21 protein-coding genes and 1 pseudogene are annotated in these 21,374 nt (G+C 59.8%); 5 read left to right on the forward strand and 17 right to left on the reverse strand.

Annotation, left to right across the window (positions count from 1 at the left end):
- Position 1: 1 nt before the first annotated feature.
- The 8 genes from E5K02_RS19465 to E5K02_RS19500 form a co-directional block, all read right to left on the reverse strand.
- Complete coding sequence (locus E5K02_RS19465; RefSeq protein ID WP_135397040.1) at positions 2-2,389, reverse strand: TonB-dependent receptor; 2,388 nt, start codon at positions 2,387-2,389, stop codon at positions 2-4.
- Between the two features lie 196 nt (positions 2,390-2,585).
- Positions 2,586-3,248, reverse strand: coding sequence for an OmpH family outer membrane protein (locus E5K02_RS19470; RefSeq protein ID WP_135397042.1), 663 nt, complete (start codon positions 3,246-3,248; stop codon positions 2,586-2,588).
- Positions 3,249-3,339: 91 nt separating this feature from the next.
- Entirely contained in the window at positions 3,340-3,903 is a 564-nt protein-coding gene (locus E5K02_RS19475) for a GNAT family N-acetyltransferase (RefSeq protein WP_135397044.1), read from the reverse strand.
- Between the two features lie 24 nt (positions 3,904-3,927).
- Positions 3,928-4,977: a succinylglutamate desuccinylase/aspartoacylase family protein gene (locus E5K02_RS19480; protein ID WP_317128920.1), complete on the reverse strand. Its 1,050-nt coding sequence runs from the start codon at positions 4,975-4,977 to the stop codon at positions 3,928-3,930.
- A gap of 102 nt (positions 4,978-5,079) precedes the next feature.
- Complete coding sequence (locus tag E5K02_RS19485) at positions 5,080-5,505, reverse strand: GNAT family N-acetyltransferase (RefSeq protein ID WP_135397046.1); 426 nt, start codon at positions 5,503-5,505, stop codon at positions 5,080-5,082.
- Positions 5,506-5,648: 143 nt separating this feature from the next.
- Complete coding sequence (gene rimK / locus E5K02_RS19490; protein ID WP_135397048.1) at positions 5,649-6,608, reverse strand: 30S ribosomal protein S6--L-glutamate ligase; 960 nt, start codon at positions 6,606-6,608, stop codon at positions 5,649-5,651.
- Between the two features lie 71 nt (positions 6,609-6,679).
- The gene (locus tag E5K02_RS19495) at positions 6,680-7,156 is read right to left on the reverse strand and encodes an ATP-dependent zinc protease family protein (RefSeq protein ID WP_135397050.1); all 477 of its coding nucleotides are present in this window, start codon (positions 7,154-7,156) and stop codon (positions 6,680-6,682) included.
- 308 nt (positions 7,157-7,464) lie between these two features.
- Positions 7,465-8,586: a PQQ-dependent sugar dehydrogenase gene (locus E5K02_RS19500; protein WP_135397052.1), complete on the reverse strand. Its 1,122-nt coding sequence runs from the start codon at positions 8,584-8,586 to the stop codon at positions 7,465-7,467.
- A gap of 183 nt (positions 8,587-8,769) precedes the next feature.
- Between E5K02_RS19500 and E5K02_RS19505 the strand changes: the two genes are divergently transcribed.
- Positions 8,770-9,873, forward strand: a complete 1,104-nt coding sequence (locus E5K02_RS19505) for an MBL fold metallo-hydrolase (protein WP_167856498.1) — start codon at positions 8,770-8,772, stop codon at positions 9,871-9,873.
- Positions 9,874-9,910: 37 nt separating this feature from the next.
- Here E5K02_RS19505 and E5K02_RS19510 read toward each other — a convergent pair whose 3' ends face one another.
- Positions 9,911-10,207 (reverse strand): 2TM domain-containing protein, encoded by a 297-nt coding sequence (locus E5K02_RS19510; RefSeq protein WP_135397056.1) that lies wholly within the window; start codon positions 10,205-10,207, stop codon positions 9,911-9,913.
- A gap of 183 nt (positions 10,208-10,390) precedes the next feature.
- Here E5K02_RS19510 and E5K02_RS19515 point away from each other — a divergent pair, with 183 nt between their 5' ends.
- Positions 10,391-10,954 carry an O-acetyl-ADP-ribose deacetylase gene (locus tag E5K02_RS19515; RefSeq protein ID WP_135397058.1) on the forward strand — a complete coding sequence of 188 codons (564 nt, stop codon included), beginning with the start codon at positions 10,391-10,393 and terminating at the stop codon, positions 10,952-10,954.
- Between the two features lie 27 nt (positions 10,955-10,981).
- On the opposite strand, the gene E5K02_RS19520 is transcribed toward E5K02_RS19515, so the two are convergent.
- From E5K02_RS19520 to E5K02_RS19545, 6 genes are all read right to left on the reverse strand, one after another.
- A complete protein-coding gene (locus tag E5K02_RS19520) occupies positions 10,982-11,776 on the reverse strand; it encodes an alpha/beta fold hydrolase (RefSeq protein WP_135397060.1) in 795 nt (264 codons plus the stop codon).
- 108 nt (positions 11,777-11,884) lie between these two features.
- On the reverse strand, positions 11,885-12,442 hold the full coding sequence (locus E5K02_RS19525; RefSeq protein ID WP_135397062.1) for a DUF502 domain-containing protein: 558 nt from the start codon (positions 12,440-12,442) through the stop codon (positions 11,885-11,887).
- Positions 12,443-12,538: 96 nt separating this feature from the next.
- Positions 12,539-13,426, reverse strand: coding sequence for a 4-hydroxy-3-methylbut-2-enyl diphosphate reductase (locus E5K02_RS19530; protein WP_135397064.1), 888 nt, complete (start codon positions 13,424-13,426; stop codon positions 12,539-12,541).
- A 57-nt stretch (positions 13,427-13,483) separates the two neighbouring features.
- Positions 13,484-14,221, reverse strand: coding sequence for a (d)CMP kinase (gene cmk / locus E5K02_RS19535; RefSeq protein WP_135397504.1), 738 nt, complete (start codon positions 14,219-14,221; stop codon positions 13,484-13,486).
- Between the two features lie 35 nt (positions 14,222-14,256).
- Complete coding sequence (locus tag E5K02_RS19540) at positions 14,257-14,649, reverse strand: hypothetical protein (RefSeq protein ID WP_135397066.1); 393 nt, start codon at positions 14,647-14,649, stop codon at positions 14,257-14,259.
- A 9-nt stretch (positions 14,650-14,658) separates the two neighbouring features.
- Entirely contained in the window at positions 14,659-15,324 is a 666-nt protein-coding gene (locus E5K02_RS19545) for a hypothetical protein (protein WP_135397068.1), read from the reverse strand.
- 345 nt (positions 15,325-15,669) lie between these two features.
- Between E5K02_RS19545 and ade the strand changes: the two genes are divergently transcribed.
- Positions 15,670-17,322, forward strand: a complete 1,653-nt coding sequence (gene ade / locus E5K02_RS19550; RefSeq protein WP_135397070.1) for an adenine deaminase — start codon at positions 15,670-15,672, stop codon at positions 17,320-17,322.
- An 82-nt stretch (positions 17,323-17,404) separates the two neighbouring features.
- On the opposite strand, the gene E5K02_RS19555 is transcribed toward ade, so the two are convergent.
- Both E5K02_RS19555 and E5K02_RS19560 read right to left on the reverse strand, forming a co-directional pair.
- Positions 17,405-17,830: a response regulator gene (locus E5K02_RS19555; RefSeq protein WP_135397072.1), complete on the reverse strand. Its 426-nt coding sequence runs from the start codon at positions 17,828-17,830 to the stop codon at positions 17,405-17,407.
- Positions 17,831-17,889: 59 nt separating this feature from the next.
- A pseudogene (locus E5K02_RS19560) lies at positions 17,890-18,864 on the reverse strand (PLP-dependent cysteine synthase family protein); the annotation flags it as partial.
- A 408-nt stretch (positions 18,865-19,272) separates the two neighbouring features.
- Here E5K02_RS19560 and sucD point away from each other — a divergent pair.
- Both sucD and E5K02_RS19570 read left to right on the forward strand, forming a co-directional pair.
- A complete protein-coding gene (sucD, locus tag E5K02_RS19565; RefSeq protein ID WP_135397076.1) occupies positions 19,273-20,154 on the forward strand; it encodes a succinate--CoA ligase subunit alpha in 882 nt (293 codons plus the stop codon).
- Between the two features lie 121 nt (positions 20,155-20,275).
- Complete coding sequence (locus E5K02_RS19570) at positions 20,276-21,349, forward strand: hypothetical protein (RefSeq protein WP_135397078.1); 1,074 nt, start codon at positions 20,276-20,278, stop codon at positions 21,347-21,349.
- The last annotated feature ends 25 nt before the right edge of the window (positions 21,350-21,374 follow it).

The raw sequence follows: 21,374 nt of genomic DNA on the forward strand, positions 1-21,374 counted from the left end.
ATTAGAATTTAAAGCTCTTGCTGAAGGATGGAATAATGGGGAATAGCGAAATCTGCTTGTAGACCGCCTTCGTGTCGCCGGTCCGGTAGTCGTAGTCGCGCGAGAGGTAGATGTAGTACGGGTTGCGGCGGCTGTAGGCATTGTAGAGGCTGAAGCTGTTGACCACTTCGCCCCACTTCTTTTTCTTGGTCTTGCTCAGGTCCAGGTCGAGGCGGTGGTAGGCCCGCATGCGGTAGCTGTTTCGCTCGCCGTATTCCTCGTACTGCTCGTAGGGCGCCAGGCGAAAACGGCCCTCCGACAGCGTCGTGGCGTTGCCCGTGCCGTACACCCACGTGCCCGACAGGGTGAAGGTGGGGCTGAACTTGTGCACCACGACCAGCGTGGCGTCGTGGCGCCGGTCGTACTTGTAAGGATAAAGCCGGCCCTGGTTCAGCTCGGCAAACTTGCGGTTGCTCCAGGCCAGCGTGTAGCCGATCCAGCCCGTGGTGCGCCCCGATTTTTTCTGCAAAAACAGCTCGGCACCGTAGGCCCAGCCCCGGCCGCTGGTTACTTTGTCCTGCCACTGATTGTCGGTCGTGCCCAGGAAGCTGGCGCCCTCCTTGTACTCAATCAGGTTCTGCATGGGCTTGTAGTAGCTCTCGAAGCTGAGCTCGTACTCCTCGTCGTGGTAGCGCAGGGTGCGGGCCGCGCCCACGCTGATCTGCTGGGCTTTCTGGGGCTTGATTTTGGCCGTGGCCGGTACCCACAAGTCGGTGGGCAGGCCGATGCCGCTGTTGGTGAGCAGGTGAATATACTGGGTGGTGCGGGCGTAGGCAGCCTTCAGAGCCCAGTTTTCGGTAAGCAGGAACCGCCCGGAAATCCGGGGCTCCAGGGACGGATACAGGGTTTTATCCACCAGGAAACTGTTCACGCGCAAGCCCCCGTTCACCTTGAGCCGGTCCGTGACACGGTAATCGTCTTCGGCGTAGAGGCTGGCTTCACTGGCCAGGGTTTGCTGTCCGGAGTTGATGTCGTCGGCGCCGGCTCCTTTCACCTGCAAGGCCCCGGGGCGGAACGAGTGCAGAATGTACTGCCCGCCGAAGCGGATGTAGTGGTCGGGGTTGGGCACGTAGTCCAGGTCGGTTTTCAGGCTCAGGTCCCGGATGTTGGACAGGTAGTGCAGGGCAAACTTTTCGGTGCGCGGATTCGAGCCGCTGGCAATCTTGTTTTCCTGGTCGATGCGGACGTTGAACTGGTACTTGCTGTAGGTGAAGTGCGTGTTCATGAACAGCTGGTCGTTCAGCACGTGGTTCCAGCGCAGGGCCGACGTTAGGTTGCCCCAGCCCAGGCCGTCCCGCTCCTTGTAGTAGCTGCCGTCGTCTTCCTTGTCGTTGTAGCGGGCGTAAAACTTGTCGTAGCCGGTGTAGGCGCTCAGGTAGAGCCGGTCGCGGCGGCCCACTTTCCAGTTGAGCTTGCCGTTGAGGTCGTGGAAAAAGTAGCCGACCGTGGGCCGCTCGTCGTACGGAATACCCTCGTTGGCCATAGCCAGGTTAATCAGCGGGCGGGCCAGCAGGTCGATGTAGGTGCGGCGGGCGGAGATGATAAAGGAGGCCGTGTCTTTCTTGATGGGGCCTTCCAGGGTCAGCTTGGAGGCCACAATGCCGATGGCGCCCTCCCCGTGAAACTCCTGCATGTTGCCTTCCTTCATCGAAATATCGAGCACCGACGACAGCCGCCCCCCGTAGCGGGCCGGAAAGCCGCCTTTGATGAGCTCCACGTTATTCAGCGCGTCGGCATTGAACACGGAGAAAAAGCCGAACAAATGGGCCGCATTGTACACCGGCGTACCGTCGAGCAGAATCAGGTTCTGGTCGGGGGAGCCACCGCGCACGTAAAGGCCACTCTGCCCCTCGCCCCCGCTCTGCACGCCGGGCAGCAGCTGCAGTACCTTGAGCACGTCGGTTTCGCCAAACAAGGCCGGCAGGGTTTTGATCTGGGCAATGGGCACGTTGATGGTACCCATGCGGGTAGTCTGGGCTATTTTCTCCTCCCGGGAGCCGACGACCTCCACGCCCGCCAGCTCGGCCGACAAAGGCCGCAGCCGAAAGTCGTGGGTTACGCTGCGCTCCGACTTGACGGCGAACCGGCCCTTTTCGTAGCCCAGATACGACACGAACAACCGCACCGAGTCGGCCGAGGCCGGCAGCGTGAGCGAGTAGAAGCCGTAGTTGTTAGTAGCCGTGCCCTGCCCGCTGCCGGGGTTCATAACGGCCACGCCGATAAGGTTTTCCCCCGTGGCCTGGTCACGGACGTAGCCGCTGATAGTGATTTTGCCGGGTTGCTGGGCCCGAAGAGTTTGGGTGCTAATAAGCAGCCCCCCAAGGATAAGGAGTGAGCGAAATCGGCTCATAAGTAAAGGGTAAATAAAAGGCTATAGAAAGACTAATTGGTGAAAGCCCAACGCTGGAGCTAAATGGTTTGGTGTGCGCACTATGAGGATGCTCTTCGGGGCCGGAAGGTTGGCTAAGCTCGTAGTAAAAACGCCTGCCGTCGGAGTCCAACGGCAGGCGCTACCCAGGCTCGGGCTACTTCCGGAAGCCGAAAGGCTACTTCTTGGCCGAATATTCCCGGTTCAGATGCTTGAGCACGGCATCGGTAATGTCGATGTCCTTGCGGCCGTAGGCAATGGTGCCGCTGGGGGCCGCAATGAGAATCAGCTTGTAGCCGTTGTCTTTGCCGTATTTCTCGATTTGCTTGTTGACGCGCTCCAGCACCTGCTGGGTCATCTTGGCTTCCTCCTCCTGGGCTTGGCGCTGCAGCTTTTCCTGGGCAATACCGGCCTGCTGCTGCTGCTGCTGAAGCTTCTGCTCGGTGGCGGCGCGCTGCTCGGGCGTCAGGCTTTCGGCCTGCTTCTGGTACTGCTGCACCGCGTTCTGGAAGCCCGTTACCAGGGCCTGGTTCTGCCGCTCCCAGCCCCGGGCTTTGGCTTCGAAGCTGCGGCGCGCGTCCTGCATGCCCTTGTAGCCGTCCAGCAGCTTGCCCGACTCCACGTACGCCACTTTTTCGGTATCGGCTACGGGCGCCGCGGGGGTAGCCACGGTAGTGGTAGTATCGTCGTCATCTTTGGCGTCGGCTACGGGCTGCACCACGGCCGCGGTTTGGGCCGGGGCGGCTGGCGCGGCTGGCTTGGAGGAGAAATGCAGGTAAAACAGGACCGCCACGGCCACCACAAGGACGGCGTCGATTATCAGGCGCAGGGAATTGTTCATTCGGTGAGAAAAAGAAAGAAAATAAAAACAGCCCGTCAATGGCTGCCCAAAGAAACACAAAAAGCGGCAAGCCACCCGCCTGCCCGCACGTTTATCCTGCGGCAGCAACCCACTCGTCCTGCAGCAGGGCGTACACGTATTCGTCGCCCCAGGCCCCTTTAAACCAGATGTTCTGCCGGAAATGCGCTTCCCGCCGCATCCCCACCCGACTCAGCAGCTGCACCGAGCCCTGGTTGAGGCAGTCCGTCACGGCCACGACCCGGTGCAGGCCCAGCTGCGCGAAGCAAAATGCCAGCAAGGCCCGCAAGGCCTCGGTAGCATAGCCCTGCCCCTGATGCTGGGGCGCCAGGGTAATACCGATTTCGCCAACACGCGGCTCATCGGCCAGCAAGCACAGGGCACAGTCGCCCAACAACTCGTCGGTATCGAGCCGGGCAATGGCAATCTGCACCCAGGAGCCCGGTGCGCCCGGTATGGCACTGCCGACCTGACCCGCTACAAAAGCTTCCGCCTGCGGGTAGGAATACGGCTCCCAGCTTTGAAAGCGGGCCACCTCCGGCGCGGCCCGGTAGGCGGCAAAAGCGGCTACATCCGTCGGCTGGAAGGCCCGCAGCCGCAGACGGGTAGTGGTAGGCAACGGAATTGACTGCGTCATGGTAACAGCCCGGGCGGGCCAGTTTTATTCTATTTCGTCTACTTCTTCGGGACTGCCGGGCTTTTCGTTGAAGGGCGGGTTGCGGGCCAGGCGGGCAGCTTCGGCCTCGTCGACCAAGCCCACGTGCAGCAGCGCATCGCCCTGGTTGACGACCGGCATGTGATTCAGGCCAATAATGTAGCCCGACACCGGCGACTCCAGGCGCACGGCCTGCTCCCCGTAAGGGTCGGCTACGCTGCCGTAGGTCTGGCCTTTCTCCAGGTACTCGCCGTTCTGCACGTGGCTGCGAAACAGGCCCGCAAACTTGGCCCGCAGCCAAGTGTGGCGCAGGCAGACAATGGTCGGCTGGGCCGGCGGGGTAGCTTCGGGCACCATCTGCAGGTGGTGCAGCACCCGAAAGGTGCCCGCAATGGCCATGTCGATACCAGCCTCGTCGAGCCGCAGCGACTCGCCGGCCTCGTACACAATAATGGATTTGCCCTGCTTGAAGGCCGCCTCCCGCAACGAGCCCGGCCGCAAAGACGAGTGCAGGGTAAAGGGCGCGGCAAAGGCCTGGGCCAAGGCGTCGCTGTCGGGGGAGCCCAGCTGGCAGCGGACTTGCGGAAAGTTGCTGCGGGCCGCCCCGCCGGTGTGAAAATCAATGCCGCAGTCGACCAGGGGCATAATCTCGCGCATGAAGCGGTGGGCTACGCGGCTGGCCAACGAGCCCCGCGGGTGCCCCGGAAAGCTGCGGTTCACGTCCTTGCCATCGGGCACTTCGCGGCTGAAGTTGAGAAACCCGTAGATGTTCAGGATCGGAATGGCAATGATGGTGCCGCGCAAGGGGTGCAGCAGGTCCCGCCGAATCAGGCGCCGAATGGTTTCGATGCCGTTTACTTCGTCGCCGTGCATGCCGGCCATGAGCAGTACCGTGGGGCCGGGCTTTTCGGAGCGGTACACGTGCACCGGCACATCGATAACGGTTCCGGAAGGCAAACGCGAGATAACCAGCCGCGTCAGCACTTGCTCGCCGGGCCGGATGGTCAGGCCGTTGATGAGCATATTGGTGGGAGCAGCAAACGGCGACTGAAGCAAATTTTGAGGGTGCTAACGCTGCATAACTACCGGACGCAGGCCGGGACCAAGCCTACTGCCCGGTCTAAAAGCCCGTAAGTTTCAAAAAATACCTGATTCTCCCTACTCCAAGCTCAGCAGAAAGTAGGCTCCCTCGGCAGATTTGCCTTCCTCCCGTATCGTCCAGCCCCGGGCCCGATAAAAAGCAACAGCCGGCGCATTCTGCTGCAGGCATTTGAGCGTGGCGGGCCGGCCCATGCGGGCCAAGGCTGCCCGCAGCAGGGCGGTTCCAGCGCCGCGGCCCGCAACATCCGGCGCCACAAATAAGGAATGAATAAAATTATCCGGCGGCCACCAGGCGATGAACCCTACCGGCACTTTTTGCTGCAAGGCCACCAATACAGTTTCACCCTGCGTAACCGTGTCGAAATCCGACAGCTGAAACCCGGCGGCATCGAGCCAGGTAAAGGCCTGCCGGCGCGCTTGCCAATACAGCTGCCGCAGGGCCGGGGTGTGAACTGCCGCGTAGTCTACAATTGTCCAGCTCATCTTTCCATTAGTCGCCCGGTACGGCTAGCAGCCGTTCACTGCACATTTCGCCTGCCCCAACAGCAAAGCCTCCTTCCGCGCGACCGGACCACCCGAGCGGGGCGGTTCAGCCGCGTGGAAAGAGGCTCGGGGCTGGTCGGATCTTACCGGAGCGGCTGGTCGGATTGGGAATCCGGCAGGGGCTCCGCCGTCAGCTTTTTGTTGTCACCGCCTTTGCTTTTGGCCTTGCGCTGGGTCAGGGCCTCGGTGTATTCAATGATTTTGCCGGCAATGTTGAGGCCGGTGGCTTTTTCAATGCCCTCCAGGCCCGGCGACGAGTTTACTTCCAGTACCAGTGGCCCCCGCTTGCTTTGCAGCATGTCGACGCCGGCGATGCCCAGGCCCAGGGCTTTGGTGGCCAGCAGGGCCGCGGCCTTTTCGGCCCGGCTTAGCTTGACCAGGGTGCCCGTGCCGCCGCGGTGCAGGTTGGAACGAAACTCGCCCTCCTTGCCCTGACGCTTCATGGCCCCCACTACTTCGCCATTCACGACGAAGGCGCGCAAATCGGCCCCCTTGCTTTCGGCAATGTACTCCTGCACGATGATGCGGGCCTTGAGGTTGTGAAAGGCTTCAATGACCGATTGGGCGGCTTTTTCGGACTCGGCCAGCACCACGCCCAGGCCCTGGGTGCCTTCGAGCAGCTTGATGATAACCGGAGCCCCGCCCACCAGGCCAATCAGCTCGGAAACCTCGTTGGAATAGTTGGTGAAAGCCGTTTTGGGCATACCCACGCCGGCTCGCGACAAAATCTGCATGGAGCGCAGCTTGTCGCGGGAGCGGATAATGGCCTGGCTTTCAACGGCCGTTTTGACCTTCATCATCTCAAACTGCCGCACCACGGCCGTGCCGTAGAAGGTAGCCGAGGCCCCGATGCGGGGAATGATGGCGTCGAACTTTTCGAGTTTATTATCGAGGTATACAATGCCGGGGGCCCCTTTTTCGAGCACCAGGTTGCATTTCATATGGTCGATAACGGCCACGTCGTGGCCGCGTTGCTGGGCGGCTTCTACCAGACGGGTCGTGGAATAAAGCTTCGGCTCACGCGACAGAATCGCAAGTTTCATCGGAAAGGGTGTCTTGGAGGATAGTGAGAGAAGAGCGGAAGCAGGCTAACAAAAGTAACTACCCAAAGCGCTTAAGGCCGCGCTTGGTTCGCGGCGTGCTGAAATTTTGCGGAAAGATTGCGCCGGGCCACGTCCACCACAAATCGGCCGCTGCGCAGCAGCAGGCGCCCAATCAGGACGGGATATTTCATATCGGAACGGTCGGAAAGCGAGAATTCGGTGTGGTACTCTTCGTTGAACAGCCGGATAACGGTTTGAATGACATAGCGCTCCTGCACGTCGCCGTTGGAGCTCTTGATTTCGCGCAGGCCAAAGTCGGAGAAGTACATGGGCCGGCCGTTAAAGTTGGGGTGCGAGTCGTCGAGGAGCTGTACGCGCAGAATCTGGCGGCCGTCGGGCTGCTGCTCCACATGAATATTGGAACAGTGAATGGCCCCTGTGTAAGCACCCGTGTCGACTTTGGCTTCGACGCCCTGAATATTAAACTGCGGAAAGTCCACCAGTTCGCGGCGGCCCACCATGCGCTTTGGTACCCGTTGCTTTTTCATCGGCGGGCAAGATAGTGTGCGAAGGTTTGGAATACGTTGCTATGCGAATGATTAATATGGGTTAACGGCAAGAAAGGTGGCCGAAGGCGCGGAATGCGCCGGGGCGAATAAGGAGGAATGTGCTCAGCAGCTGGCCTTGCCAGGAAGCATGACGAAGCAATCCGTCCTTTGCGAAGTACATAATGTTCTGTTACCAGAAAGCCCTTTCCCGTACCAACGAGAAAGGGCTTTTCACATAGGGATGCTCGGCACGTTTCAGCGGACTGCCACGGCTACGCCTCGCAAGGACACGTCCTCGGCTTACCGCATTAACCTTTGTAGCTGATGCGGTACACCGCGTCGTTCTGGTCGTCGGAGAGCAGTAGGGAGCCGTCGGGCATCTGGAGCAGGCAAACCGGGCGGCCCCAGCTTTTCTGGCCCTGCAGCCAGCCGTCGGCAAAGGTTTCGTAGCTGGTGGCCTGCTTGCCGCTGGCATCGAGCTTGACCAGGGAAATCCGGTAGCCAATCTTATTGCTGCGGTTCCAGGAGCCATGCTCGGGAATAAAAATCTGGTTGCGGTACTGGGCCGGGAATTGCTTGCCGGTGTAGAATTTCATGCCCAGCGCCGCTACGTGCGGGCCCAGCTTGCGGGCGGGCTTCATGTAGGTAGCCGCCGATTTGCCCTGGCTAAATTCGGGGTCGGCTATGTCGCCGGCAAAGAAATAGGGAAAGCCAAAGTGCAGGCCGGGCGCGGCGGCGCGGTTCAGTTCATCCGAGGGCGAGTTGTCGCCGAGCTGGTCGCGGCCGTTGTCGGTAAACCACAGGGCTTTATCCACCGGGCTCCAGTCGAAGCCCACGGTGTTGCGCACACCCTTAGCCACGGTTTCGAAGGCCGTGCCATCCGGGTTCATCCGGTTGATGGTCGCAAAAATAGGCTCCTCCGGCTCGCAGGAGTTACAGGGCGCACCCACCGGAATGTAGAGCTTGCCATCGGGCCCGAAGGCAATGTATTTGTAGCCGTGCCAGTCCTTGTTGGGCAGCTGGTTATACACCACCGCGGGCTTAGGCTTTTGCTTGAGGGTCTTGGCAATGTTGTCGTAGCGCACCACCCGGTTGATTTCGGCCACGTAGAGGGCGCCGTTGCGCACGGCTACCCCGTTGGGCGCATTCAGGCCCGTGGCAATAGTAACGACTTCATCGGCCCGGCCGTCCTTGTTACGGTCGGGCAGGGCGTATACTTTATCATCCTTGGTGCCCACGTACACCGTGCCATCGGGGCCGACAGCCAGTTCCCGGGCGCTTTTCACGCCTTGGGCAAAGTAAGTGATGGTAAAGCCCGCGGGCAGCTTGATTTTGCTCAGGTTGGCATCGGCCGCGGCGGTAGGGCTTTCGGCAGTGAAGCCGAAGGCTAGCGGGGCCAGAGCAAGGAGGGGAAGAAAACGACGAATCATATGGTCTAAAACACGGACCCACACCCGAAGGTTGCAGCCTGGGCAGTGCTGGTGGTGCCCGAGCTTATAAAACCGTTGAATTAAGGTATTTGCCGGAGCATTTCGTCAGCCTGGCTACCAGAGGTTCCCACAACTTTTCTTCGCATCCCAATGCTTTCCTCTTTACGCCTACTTGGCCGGCTTATGGTCCTGCTGTTAGTGCTCTTACTCGTGGCCGGCGTGGCTTTTGCCAATCTGAGCCCGGAGCTGGAGGGCAACCCTACCAAAGCCCAGCGGGCGGCCTACGCCAACTCTGGCCACTACCAGGAGGAAAAATTTCAGAACCTGATTCCGACCAGCGTCAATACGGGGGCCAGCACTGTGGCAATGCTCTGGAAGTTTCTGTTTCAGAAGTCGCCCGAAGCGGCCCCGCCGGCCCCCCTGCCCATGCAGCGCCTCGACTCGCTCAGCATCACCCGCAAAACCGCCGACGTGGCGCGCGTCACGTGGTTTGGCCACTCGGCTAGCCTGGTGGAAATGGCGGGGAAGAACATCTTGCTCGACCCTATGCTGAGCGTAAAAATGGGCCCGATTTCCTGGGTGACGCCCACGCGCTACAATTCGCAGCTGGCCATTACGGCCGAGGAGCTGCCGCCCATCGACGCCGTGCTCATTTCCCACGACCATTACGACCACCTCGACTACCAGACCATTCGCCGGCTCAAGGACAAGACCCAGCACTTTTACGTGCCCCTGGGCGTGGGAGCCCACCTGCTGGCCTGGGGAGTAGCGCCGGAAAAGGTGCACGAGCTGGATTGGAACGACTCGGTGCAGCTGCCGGGCCTGACCATCATCAGTACGCCGGCCCGCCACTTTTCGGGCCGGGGCCTGACGAACCGCAATTCCACCTCCTGGAGCTCCTGGGTACTCAAATCAGCCACCACGCGGGTCTTCTTCAGCGGCGACGGGGGCTACGGGCCCCACTTCCGCACCATTGGCGCCCAGCACGGCCCCTTCGACCTGGCGTTGATGGAATGCGGGCAATACGACGAGCAGTGGAGCCAGATTCACATGATGCCTGAGCAGAGCGTGCAAGCCAGCCTCGATGTGCGGGCCCGCGCCATGCTGCCCGTGCATTGGGGCGCTTTCACCGAAGCCAACCACGCCTGGAACGACCCGGTGCGCCGGGCTACCGCCGAGGCTCAGCGCCTGCACCTGCCCCTTACCACGCCCGTGCTGGGGCAGCCCGTAGTGCTGGGCACTACTCCCCTACCGCAGCTTCCCTGGTGGCAAACATTGGGGCGCTAAGTACCCTCGTAGCTGAGCCTAACGGGAAAGCCGCGGGCTACTGCCCCTGCCGCTCCCGCACCAGCCGCTCGTACTCCCGCTCCGACAGCTGGCTCTTGCCCAGGCCGCCATACACGCCTACCCCGTTCATAAACACGCCGATGCCCCAGAACACGGTCGACCATACGGGCCAGGGAATATTGCTTCCGTAACGGTGGCCAGCCGAGAAATCGGTAAGAAACCAGATAGTCCACAGCAGCCCGTTTACGGCCAGATACGTGAACAGGTGGGTTTTGAACTTGGCGCGGGCTTTGGCCATACGCCACAATTGCGGGTCGCGGGGGGCAGCTTCCATAACAAGGTTTAACAGGAGGTGGATGAATATGCAGCGAACCTATTGATTCCCGTTTACATAGGCAAACGCTAATCTTCCCAGCCGTAGCACGTGCGTACCGAAACGTCGAAAAAGCCGGATGATCCGTATGAAACCGGCAGCCCCCGGGGCTTATGTTTGACTCCCATCCTTCTTTTCTCAACCATGGCACCTGTAGCATGGCACGCCGAAGCGCAAGCGTTTGGCCGCATTTTGTTGTACCAAGGCGACATTACCACCGTCGACACCACGGCCATTGTCAACGCGGCCAACTCCTCTATTTTGGGGGGCGGCGGGGTCGATGGAGCCATTCACCGGGCCGGTGGCCCCGCTATTGTGGCCGAGTGCCGCCAGATCCGGGCCCAGCAATACCCCAACGGGTTGCCCACGGGCGAGGCCGTCCTGACCAACGCCGGAGAGCTTCCTGCTGAAAAAGTAATTCATACCGTGGGCCCTATCTGGCAAGGCGGCTACCAGGGCGAAGCCCTCCTACTAGCCAACTGCTACCGTAACAGCCTGCGCCTAGCCGCCGCGCACCAGCTCGACAGCGTGGCCTTTTCCGCCATCAGCACCGGCGACTATGGCTACCCGAAACCCGAGGCTACGGCCATTGCCGTGCGCGAAGTCCGGCAGTTTCTGGAAAGCCACGAGCTGCCCAGAACCGTAGTGTTTGTCACCTTCGACGACGAAAGCCACCAAGTGTACGAGCAAGAGCTAAGCGGCATCTGAGCCCTGTGTACTTGCATAGAGCCGCCTCTACCACTTCACTTCCTCCGGGTGGCGGCGCAGATAGGCGCCCACGTCGTAAATCAGGCCGGCGTGGCCGGCCTCCAGCAACACGGTGTGCGCATTTTTCAGGGCGGTAATAAACTCCTGCAGGCCGGCGTGGGGAATCACCCGGTCGTACTTGCCCAGGAAGAACGTGACGGGTGTAGGCCGCTGGTTGAGTAGAAAGGCCAGGCGCTTGGTATCGAACACCAGGTGCCGGAACCCCACCCAGCTGCGGTACACGCGCAGGCGCTTTTCGCGGCTGTCGAGCTGCCACTGCGCAAACCGCACCAGCCCCGAATCGACCAGGCGGCGCTGGGCCAGCGTATCGATAAAGCGTAGCAGCCGCTGGGGGCGCAGCACCGCCCGGCCCAATACGCCACGCATCCAGGGCGGATACGTAGCCAGGGCATACCAGAACTGGGTCTTGATTCCGTCGGGGGCAATCAGCCACAGTTTCTCCACCCGCTCGGGAAACTGCTCTACGGCCGTCAGGGCAAACTTAGCGCCCATGCTAAACGCTAGTAGGCCAAAGGTGTCGATGTGGTGCTCGGCTAAGAATTGACCCAACAGCTCGCCGAGCCGCTTTTTGCGTAGCGGGCTGTCGGCTTTGGCCAGCTTGCTGCTGCCGTGGTAAAATAAGTCGAAAGCGTAGAGCGTCACATCGGGCCCCAGTATGGCGGCCATGCCCCGCCAGTGGCCCTCCGACTGCCCATAGCCATGAAAGGCCAGCACGGTGCGCGGACCGGCCCCGTACGTCCGAAAATGCAGGAAAGTCTTCATCCAATAGTCACCCTGTAGCTACCCTTAGCCACGAGTTGGGCCTTGTAATACGGCAGATGACTACGGAATGCCGAGGGCCGACCATAATAGCCACGGGGGCCGTCCTGCCTACAGCCGGGCTACGCCGCCCGAAACGATAAACTTCATCACGTCGCTGCTGGGCAGGTCCAGGTACGTGACGTGGTCGGCGGGCACGAGCACCAGCTCGCCGGAAAAGTTGTAGGAGTGCGGAAAATAGACGGCCATCAGCGTCTCGCGGTGAATAGCCTTCATGCTGTTCTGAGTCACGAAGCCCATTTTGTAGCACTGCGTAGCCTTGTTGACCAGCACCAGCACGGGCTGGTTAAACTTCTGATTGTCGCCCACGAAGGCATCGAGCAAGTCTTTCAGGCTCGAGTAAATGATGCTGACCAGCGGGGTACGGTGCAGAATCCGTTCGGCCAGCACCAGGAAGGGCCGCACCATAAACGACTTGGCGATGAAGCCCACGGCCGTCACCATTCCGATGATAATCAGCAGGCCCAACCCCGGAATGTGGCTACCGTCCCAGGTCAGGTCGAAGGTATGATCGAGCCAGTTGAAGATGGCAAACAGGATGTAAATCGTCAGGCTGATGGGCGCCACAATAAGAAACCCATTCAGGAAGTAGTTGAAAAACCTGCTCATAGCGCGAAAAAGGCAAAAAAATACCCGGCCATAACCGGCCGGGCAAGTAACGAAGTTTGGCAGTAGAAAATCGGAGTATTTGGCGCACTGGTCAGCTTAGGCCGGCAGCCCCTCGGCCACCTGATTGACTCGGTCGGCTACGCGCTGCATCAGCCACATAGGTGTGCTGGTAGCCCCGCAAATACCCACGCTGCCCGCGCCTTGCAGCCACGCCTCGCTCAGCTCCTGCTCATTCTCAATGAAGTAGCTGCGCGGATTGGTTTGGTTCACCACGCTGAACAGGGCTTTGCCGTTCGAGCTTTTCCGGCCGCTCACGAACAGTACCACGTCGTAGTCGACGGCAAACTTGCGCAGGGCCGGCTCCCGGTTGCTGACCTGACGGCAGATGCTGTCATTGGCATCAAAGGACTCCAGGCTGCCCCCGGCGGCGGCAATGCGCTGCTCGATTACGCCTTTCATGTGGTAGAAGCCGGCGGTACTTTTGGTGGTTTGGCTAAACAGCGTCACGGGCCGGGCAAAGTCGATTTGGTCCAGGTCGGCCTCGCTCATCACGATGATGGAGCGGTTGCCGGTCTGGCCGTTCAGGCCCGTTACTTCGGCGTGGCCGGGCTGCCCGTAGATGACAATCTGGCCGTTTTGACGGGTAGTGCTATCGAAGGCGTGCTTCACGCGGTTCTGCAGTTTCAAAACCACCGGACACGAGGCATCAATCAGTTCAAGGTTGTTGCGCAGGGCCAGCTCGTAGGTTTCGGGCGGCTCCCCGTGGGCCCGAATCAGCACCTTGCAGTCGTGCAAGTCCTGGAGCTGGTCCCGGTCGATGATGCGCAGGCCCTGCTGGTGCAGGCGCTCCACCTCCATGCGGTTGTGCACAATATCGCCCAGGCAGTACAAGGTCGACTGGTTGGCCAGCTCATCCTCGGCCATCTGAATGGCAAATTCTACCCCAAAACAATATCCCGAATTCTTATCTATCGTGACAGTCATGACTCTCGTTCAGTAGCAAACACGCGGCGCAGACTACAACTTTCGCGCCCTTCTTTTTTATAGTCCAGCTCCGGAAGGGTTTCTTTCTTCACCGCCCGTAATCGCCAGCGAGCTGCGTTCGAAGAGTCGGGCCGACACCCGTTCGAGTACAAAATCAACCTGCTCGTCGATCATCATGTGCGTTGTATCGAGCAAGACGGCATCGGCGGCCCGGCGCAGGGGGCTTTCGGCGCGGGTCGAGTCGATGTGGTCCCGCTTGCGCAGGTTTTCCACGATTTCTTCCAGCTCCACGTGCTCATTTTTGACGGCTAATTCCTCCTGTCGGCGTCGGGCACGAGTTTCCACGTCGGCCGTCATAAAGATCTTCACCTCGGCGTCGGGAAAAACGGTGGTGCCAATGTCGCGGCCGTCCATTACGACGCCGCGCTTACGGCCCATGCGCTGCTGCTGGGCAACCAGGGTGTGGCGCACGGCCGGAATGACCGACACCTCGCTTACGGAGTTGGAAATGCGCATCTGCCGGATTTCATCCTCCCGAATCACCCCGTCGAGACAAAGCTCGTTGCGCCCGGTTTTACGGTTGCGCTTAAACGAAATGTGAATATCGTGCAGGGCCTGCTCCACGCGGGGCAAATCGTCGAAAGCAATATCGCGCTCCAACAGGTAGAGGGTCACGGCCCGGTACATGGCCCCGGTATCGATGTAGGCGTAGCCCAGCTCGGCAGCTACGGCTTTGGCCGTGGTGCTCTTGCCGCAGGAAGAGTATCCGTCGATGGCAATGACGATTTTTCTCATGGCAAAGTCGGTGGGCTGGGGGCTGGTGGTAGTCACTAAATCCAATTTTTACGACGAGGCTCTACAGCCAGGCGTTCAGGTATACCCGCGAAGAATACGGCAACCGACTCTTTTTGGCCATGAGCCAGCTGCTGCGACACGCGGTAGAAGGGGTTAAAAAAATGCTTGTTGGCAATGCCGACGCCAGTGGTTTTGTCGGGGCCCAGGGCCCATTCACCTTGGTAGGTTGTGACCAGGCACTGGCCCAGAAAACAGCCCAGAGCCGAAATTACGCCCTCCCGCTCGGCATCCTTGATATTGCCGCGCTGCTCCTCAATAAAGGCGTCGAGCCGCTGCACGGCGGCCGCATCGAAGGCGTTAGCCTGCAATTGTTGCCGCACGGCTTCGGCGGCCTTCCGCAGCGGGATGAGGGGATTTTCGGAAGCCATAAGCAAAAACTAAGGTCGGGGCTGAGCAGCCGTTTGCAAAAAATGCGTGGTACGATGGTCAGCGTACTGGGTGAGGATAGCTAGCAGGTGCCGCCGCCCGATGCGCTGGGTTCGAAGTTGCGCGGCCAGTGCCGGGTCGTCGGAGAGCATAGCCAGCAGGAGCTGCTGCAATGCCCGCTTCTGCTTGGGCACCAGCTCCCAGCTGTCCGCATTTTTACGAATCAGCAGCTTGTGGGGCATAAGCAGCAGGTCCAGAATGGAGCTGGTTTCGTTCGTGACATCGACGAGCTGCAGGCCGGCGCCACGAAACAGCTGGCGGCCAAAAGCCGTGCGCAGTTGCCCCAGCTTGCCGGGAGCTATGTTGGCCACGGTTACCACCGTGTCGGTGCCGCGCACAAAGGCCGTCATTTCCTCGGGGGAGAAGGCGCGGTAGTAGTTGCCGCTTTCGTTTAAATACACTCTATCCGGTAGCCAGCCCGCAATTTGCACCCGGTGCCAGGCCCCGTCGAGTCCCCGAAAAGTACCCACGCGCCCACCGGGCTCGTAGCGCAGCGTGGGGTTGCGGGTATTTTCGGGATATGAGCCAGGCGGCGTAAATACTACCGGGGGCCGCTGCTGCGCCTGCCCGACGAAATGCCCTGCTCCTATCAGCACGGCGGCTAACAGGCTTTTCAAAAGCACCGAGGGGAAGGGACGGAAGGGATTCACAAAGTAGAGCGCAGGTTCAAAGCCTAAGGTCCGAAACAAGTAAGCCAGCTGACTTACCGGCCACAGAGTTAGTGACTGTCGCAGGGACAGGGAGTTTTGCCGAATTTGGCTTTGCGCTTAAAGGAGGCCGTTTTCTTCTGCTGAACTGTGCGTTGGGCACAGCTCGTCATCGTAAGGCCCGAACCTGCTATCAAGGTGGCCAACAGCAAAGTCACAATCTTTCTCACCGGCGCGGATTTTCGGCAAATATACGGTTCTTTACCCGTTCGCCTTTGCATAAGCCCAACTTTCCCCCTTCTTCCTTGCTGCCCTATGCCCGCCGATTTCAGCCTGCGCGCCAACGTTATCAACCTGTTTTCGAACACCATACTGCCTGGTACCATTCACGTGAGTGCGGGTAAGATCCGGGCCATCGACTTAGATGCGGCATCGGCCCCGGATGCGGCCCTACCCTATGCCCTGCCCGGTTTTGTGGACGCGCATGTACACGTGGAAAGTTCCTTGCTGGTACCGGCCGAGTTTGCCCGCCTTGCCGTTACCCACGGTACGGTCGCTACCGTCTCGGACCCGCACGAAATCGGCAATGTGCTGGGCGTGGCTGGCGTGGAATACATGCTGGAGAGCGGCCGGGCCGTGCCGTTCAAGTTTTGCTTTGGGGCTCCTTCCTGCGTACCGGCCACGCCTTTTGAAACGGCCGGGGCCGAAATAACGGCGGCCGACATCGAGCAGCTGTTTCAGAATCCGGAAATCGGCTACCTGGCCGAGATGATGAACTGGCCCGGGGTGCTGCACCGCCAGGCCGACGTGATGGAGAAAATTGCGCTGGCTCAGCGCTACGGCCGCCCCGTAGATGGTCATGCCCCGGGCCTGCGCGGCGACGATGCCCGGCGTTACGCCGAAGCCGGTATCAGCACCGACCACGAATGCTTTACGGCCGAAGAAGCCCTCGACAAGCTGGCCGTGGGCATGAAAATCCTGATTCGGGAAGGCTCGGCGGCCCGCAACTTCGAGGCCCTGATTGACTTGCTGCCCGAACACTACGAGCACCTGATGTTCTGCTCCGACGACAAGCACCCCGATACCCTGGTGCTGGGTCACGTCAACCAGCTGGTGCAGCGCGCCGTGGCCCGCGGACAGGACGTGCTCAAGGTACTTCGCGTGGCCTGCCTCAACCCCGTACTGCACTACCAGCTCCCCGTGGGCCTGCTGCGGGAGGGCGACCCGGCCGACTTTATCGTGGTTGATAACCTCCAAGACTTTCAAGTGCGCCAGACGTATCTGGATGGAGTGCTGGTGGCCGAAAACGGCGAAACCCGCATTGCCTCGGTGCCCACTGCAGTGGTCAATAACTTCCACGCCCAGCAGGTGTCGGCTGCCGACTTTCAGCTGCCCGCCCCGGCCCCCACGGCCACCGTACGGGTTATCGAGTGCTTCGATGGGCAGCTGATAACGGCCCGGCACGATTGGGCGGCCCGGGTAGAGAACGGCTTGGTGGTGCCCGACGTGGCCAAAGACGTGCTTAAGCTTACTGTCGTCAACCGCTACCAGCCGGCCGCGCCGGCCGTGTCCTTTATTACCGGCTTTGGGCTTACGCGAGGAGCTCTGGCCTCCAGCGTAGGCCACGATTCGCACAATATTACCGCCGTCGGCTGCGACGACGCCAGCCTGGCCCGGGCCGTAAACCTGGTAATGGAAGCCAAAGGCGGCCTGGCGGCCGTTGGCCCCGACGGGGAAGAAATCCTGCTGCCCTTGCCCGTAGCCGGCCTCATGTCTGACCAGGACGGCTACCACGTGGCCCAGGCCTACGCCGCCGTGGACGCCCTGTCGAAACGCCTGGGCAGCCCGCTGGGGGCCCCCTTCATGACCTTGTCGTTTATGGCCCTGCTGGTAATTCCCAGTCTCAAGCTCAGCGACAAAGGCTTGTTCGACGGGGAAGCTTTCCGGTTCGTGGAAGCAGTAGTATAGTCTTGCCTATATCCATAAGGCTACCAACGAAAAGGCCGCTGCAAAAACTTGCAGCGGCCTTTTCGTTGGTAGTTACTGTAGCTTAGGACAGCACAAAACGCTTATCGAGCAGCCTGCGCATTTTCTCCTCCGTTAGGGGCTTGGCTAAGTATTCTACGCCCTCGAATTTGGCAACCCGGGCCGTATCGGCCGAGTGCATGGAGGTCGTGAGGACGGCCATGACGGTTTTTTCCTTTACGTCGGCGGGCAGCTGGCTGTAGTGCTCCAAAAACTCGAAGCCATCCATACCCGGCATTTTCAGATCTACAAAAACCAGCTGGGGCGCGTCGGGCTCCATTGAGCTGACCCGGTCGGCGCCATTTCCCCAAAGGAAATCGTACGCCTGTTCAGCCCGGGAGAAAGTGTACACCTTGTCGGCCACATCGAGGCGGCTCAGCAGTCGGTTGTTAAGGAAGCTGGTCGTTTCGTTATCATCGACCAGCACGACGTTGCGCAGTTTCTTAGGCATAGCGGTGTCTGTTGAAAGCGTAAGCCCTGCCTAAACGCAAACAGGGGTGTTCTCTGTTACAACCAGCCTTGCTCGCGCATCCAGTCGTCGTTGTAAATCTTGCCGAGGTAGCGGGTGCCGTGGTCCGGAAGAATGATAACCATGACGTCTTCCTCTTTCAGGTGCTCTTTGGCGTACTCGAGTGCGCCATAGACCGCCGAACCACACGACCAGCCTACAAACAGGCCTTCTTCCTTGGCCAGCCGACGGGTCATGACGGCTGCATCCTGGTCGGTGACTTTGATAAACAAGTCAATCAAGTCAAAGTTAACATTTTTAGGAAGAATATCCTCCCCGATGCCTTCGGTCTTGTAAGGATAGATTTCGTTTTCGTCGAAAATGCCCGTCTCCTTATACTTTTTAAATACGGAGCCGTAGGTGTCCAGCCCGACTGTTACCAGCTCGGGCTTTTGCTCCTTGATGTACTTGGCCGTACCGCAGATAGTGCCGCCCGTACCCACGCCACAGGCCAGGTGCGTGATGGTGCCTTCCGTCTGCTGCCAGATTTCGGGGCCGGTGCTTTCGTAGTGGGCGGCCGTGTTCGACATATTGTCGTACTGATTGGGGTAGAACGAGTTAGGCGTTTCCTCACTCAGGCGCTTGGCCACCGAGTAGTACGAACGAGGGTCTTCGGGCGCTACATCGACGGGGCACACAACTACCTCCGCGCCCACGGCCCGCAGGATGTCCTGCTTCTCCTTGCTTTGCTTGTCGCTCATCACGAAGATGCACTTGTAGCCTTTGGCAATGGCGCCCAGGGCCAGGCCCATGCCGGTGTTGCCGCTGGTGCCCTCAATGATGGTCCCGCCGGGCTTCAGAATACCCGCTTTTTCGGCATCCTCAATCATTTTCATAGCCATCCGGTCTTTCACCGAGTTGCCGGGATTGAGGTACTCCACCTTCGCCAGGACTGTACCCTTGATGCCGTCGGTGACTTTGTTGAGCTTCACCAGCGGCGTGTTGCCGATAGCCTCAACGATGTTATTCAAATACATTGCGCGAGAGGTATGCAGTTTTTGAGTGAGAGGACGGCAAAGGTACGGATTTGCCGGCGTAGCCCCGAGGGTGGGCTAGCTTTTGCGGATTGAGTTTACAAAATGCGGCCTTCCCGCGGCGGCACCGCCTTTTTGTCGTAGGCGCCGCCGCGGGCGCAGGTGTTTTGAAAAAGCCTGCCGGCTGCAGAATGGTTCTAGTGGAGCTGCCCTAAATCGGGCTCTGCTTTGCCTTGGCCACCGGCTCATGGCCGGAGCCCGGCGGGTTGCCGGCAGCTGGTAAGGCCCTGAGAATCGTTTGCGCAGCGCGGCTTGCCGCGCCCCCAAAAAAGGCTACTTTTGCACACCGGTAGCCCAACGGGCCACTGGTTCCCACCCCCCAATTGAAAATATCCTCTAACACTTCTCCGAATGAGCGTTCTGGTCAACAAGGATTCCAAAGTGATTGTGCAGGGTTTTACGGGCTCCGAAGGCTCGTTTCACGCCCAGCAGATGATTGAGTACGGCACCAACGTGGTTGGCGGCGTAACGCCCGGCAAAGGCGGCAGCACCCACCTCGACCGTCCCGTGTTCAACACCGTGGCGGAGGCCGTTGCAAAGGCCGGTGCTGACACCAGCATCATTTTCGTGCCCCCGGCTTTCGCTGCCGACGCCATCATGGAAGCCGCCGACGCTGGCATCAAGGTGATTGTCACCATCACCGAGGGCATCCCAACCAAGGACATGATTGCGGTGAAGGAATATCTCAAAGGCCGCGAAGGTCTGCGCATGATCGGGCCCAACTGCCCCGGCGTAATGACGGCCGGCGAGTGCAAAGTGGGTATCATGCCCGGCTTCATCTTCCAGAAAGGCCGCGTGGGCATCGTGTCGAAGTCGGGCACGCTGACCTACGAAGCCGTAGACCAGCTGACCAAGGCCGGCCTGGGCCAGACCACGGCCATCGGCATCGGCGGTGACCCCATCATCGGCACCACCACCAAGGAAGCCGTAGAACTGCTCATGAACGACCCCGAAACCGAGGGTATCGTGATGATCGGCGAAATCGGCGGCGGCATGGAAGCTGAAGCCGCCCGCTGGATCAAGGAAACCGGCAACAAGAAGCCCGTTGTCGGCTTCATTGCCGGCCAAACGGCCCCTCCCGGCCGCCGCATGGGTCACGCCGGGGCCATCGTAGGCGGCGCCGACGACACGGCTGCTGCCAAAATGGCCATCATGCGCGAGTGCGGCATCCACGTGGTGGATTCGCCCGCCGAGATTGGCGAAACGATGCTGCGCGTACTGGGCAGCAAATAGACTTCCCGTTCCTATTGAATAAGAAAAAGCCCCGGCGTAAGTCGGGGCTTTTTTTGATCTTTACATTCCCTTATTCAGCCTCACTATGAAATACCGGTTACTCGCTGCTTTATTGTGTTCTGTGCTTCTATCGGCCTGTAAGAAAGAAGTAGAAGTCATTAAGATTCAGGAGGTGGAAGTCGAGAAGAAATCCAGCTGGACGGAAGTGCAGGACTTCTCGGGCAATATGAAAATTCTGCTGGGCCTGAGCAAGACCGTTAACGGCCTCTACTTTCAGCAGCCCCGGGGCTTTGGCGTCGTCACGACCCGGCAGAACCGCACGGTCATCGACCAGTTTGGGTACCTGTTTTCCAGCGACATCGATATTCGCGTGCCGTTGGGGCCCGACTACTTCGTCACGTATTACGACTCATTGGTTGCTTTCACGCCCAATAAGGCCCCGGTTCAGTCAGGCGCCACTGAATTCGTCTATCTGAAGCGACTGGATCCTGAGGCGGTGCGCGTACAGCGCAACTACTTCCCTACCGCCAAGTTCGGGGCCATCAACCGCAACAACTATCTGCTTTTCGGCTATGAAACCGTGCGGGGTACGGCGGATGGCAAGCTCCACTTCGTCTTGGCCCAGGTAACGCCCAGCACCGACCCCTACATTCCCAGGCCCAAAGTCACGCCCCGGCTCATCTCCATTCCATTCACAGGAATGGGTATTTACCCCTCGTTCCCGATCCTGATTACGGCTATTGACGACTATTTTCTAGCCGATTGCGGGCAGGAAGGACTGTACAAAATCAAGCAGGACGGTTCCTGGAAGCGCGTCCTTACCCAGCCAACCGGTGCCACATGCTTCTATAAGTGGCAGAACCGCCTGTACATCCTAGGCAGCTACATGGGCTATTCCACCGATGATGGCGACACCTGGACGTTTGTGGGCAACACACCCTCCATCTTCCAGTTCAATACCTACCACGTGGTGGGCGACAGTCTCGTGGGCGTCTACCACGGCGCCGGCAGCAACCTGATCTTCACGCGCAAACTAACTGATACCAATTTCAGCGTCCGGCTGCTCAAAGACGACGGCCTATTACGTCATAACATCACCGGCCTCGAATCATGGGGCGACACGGTGTACATAACCACCGTTGGCGGCATGTTCAAGCGTCCCGTATCGACGTTTTTCGAATCGAAGCCCCAATAAACTTCTCAGCTATCCAAAAGCCCCC

The sequence above is a fragment of the Hymenobacter metallicola genome, from assembly GCF_004745645.1.
Classification (GTDB): domain Bacteria; phylum Bacteroidota; class Bacteroidia; order Cytophagales; family Hymenobacteraceae; genus Hymenobacter; species Hymenobacter metallicola.

Bases quoted from the DNA above. Each gene is read 5' to 3' on its own strand.
- E5K02_RS19465 (WP_135397040.1), bottom strand. From the start codon at position 2,389: ATGAGCCGATTTCGCTCACTCCTTATCCTTGGGGGGCTGCTTATTAGC.
- E5K02_RS19470 (WP_135397042.1), bottom strand. From the start codon at position 3,248: ATGAACAATTCCCTGCGCCTGATAATCGACGCCGTCCTTGTGGTGGCC.
- E5K02_RS19475 (WP_135397044.1), bottom strand. From the start codon at position 3,903: ATGACGCAGTCAATTCCGTTGCCTACCACTACCCGTCTGCGGCTGCGG.
- E5K02_RS19485 (WP_135397046.1), bottom strand. From the start codon at position 5,505: ATGAGCTGGACAATTGTAGACTACGCGGCAGTTCACACCCCGGCCCTG.
- rimK (WP_135397048.1), bottom strand. From the start codon at position 6,608: ATGAAACTTGCGATTCTGTCGCGTGAGCCGAAGCTTTATTCCACGACC.
- E5K02_RS19495 (WP_135397050.1), bottom strand. From the start codon at position 7,156: ATGAAAAAGCAACGGGTACCAAAGCGCATGGTGGGCCGCCGCGAACTG.
- E5K02_RS19500 (WP_135397052.1), bottom strand. From the start codon at position 8,586: ATGATTCGTCGTTTTCTTCCCCTCCTTGCTCTGGCCCCGCTAGCCTTC.
- E5K02_RS19505 (WP_167856498.1), top strand. From the start codon at position 8,770: ATGGTCCTGCTGTTAGTGCTCTTACTCGTGGCCGGCGTGGCTTTTGCC.
- E5K02_RS19510 (WP_135397056.1), bottom strand. From the start codon at position 10,207: ATGGAAGCTGCCCCCCGCGACCCGCAATTGTGGCGTATGGCCAAAGCC.
- E5K02_RS19515 (WP_135397058.1), top strand. From the start codon at position 10,391: ATGGCACCTGTAGCATGGCACGCCGAAGCGCAAGCGTTTGGCCGCATT.
- E5K02_RS19520 (WP_135397060.1), bottom strand. From the start codon at position 11,776: ATGAAGACTTTCCTGCATTTTCGGACGTACGGGGCCGGTCCGCGCACC.
- E5K02_RS19525 (WP_135397062.1), bottom strand. From the start codon at position 12,442: ATGAGCAGGTTTTTCAACTACTTCCTGAATGGGTTTCTTATTGTGGCG.
- E5K02_RS19530 (WP_135397064.1), bottom strand. From the start codon at position 13,426: ATGACTGTCACGATAGATAAGAATTCGGGATATTGTTTTGGGGTAGAA.
- cmk (WP_135397504.1), bottom strand. From the start codon at position 14,221: ATGAGAAAAATCGTCATTGCCATCGACGGATACTCTTCCTGCGGCAAG.
- E5K02_RS19540 (WP_135397066.1), bottom strand. From the start codon at position 14,649: ATGGCTTCCGAAAATCCCCTCATCCCGCTGCGGAAGGCCGCCGAAGCC.
- ade (WP_135397070.1), top strand. From the start codon at position 15,670: ATGCCCGCCGATTTCAGCCTGCGCGCCAACGTTATCAACCTGTTTTCG.
- E5K02_RS19555 (WP_135397072.1), bottom strand. From the start codon at position 17,830: ATGCCTAAGAAACTGCGCAACGTCGTGCTGGTCGATGATAACGAAACG.
- sucD (WP_135397076.1), top strand. From the start codon at position 19,273: ATGAGCGTTCTGGTCAACAAGGATTCCAAAGTGATTGTGCAGGGTTTT.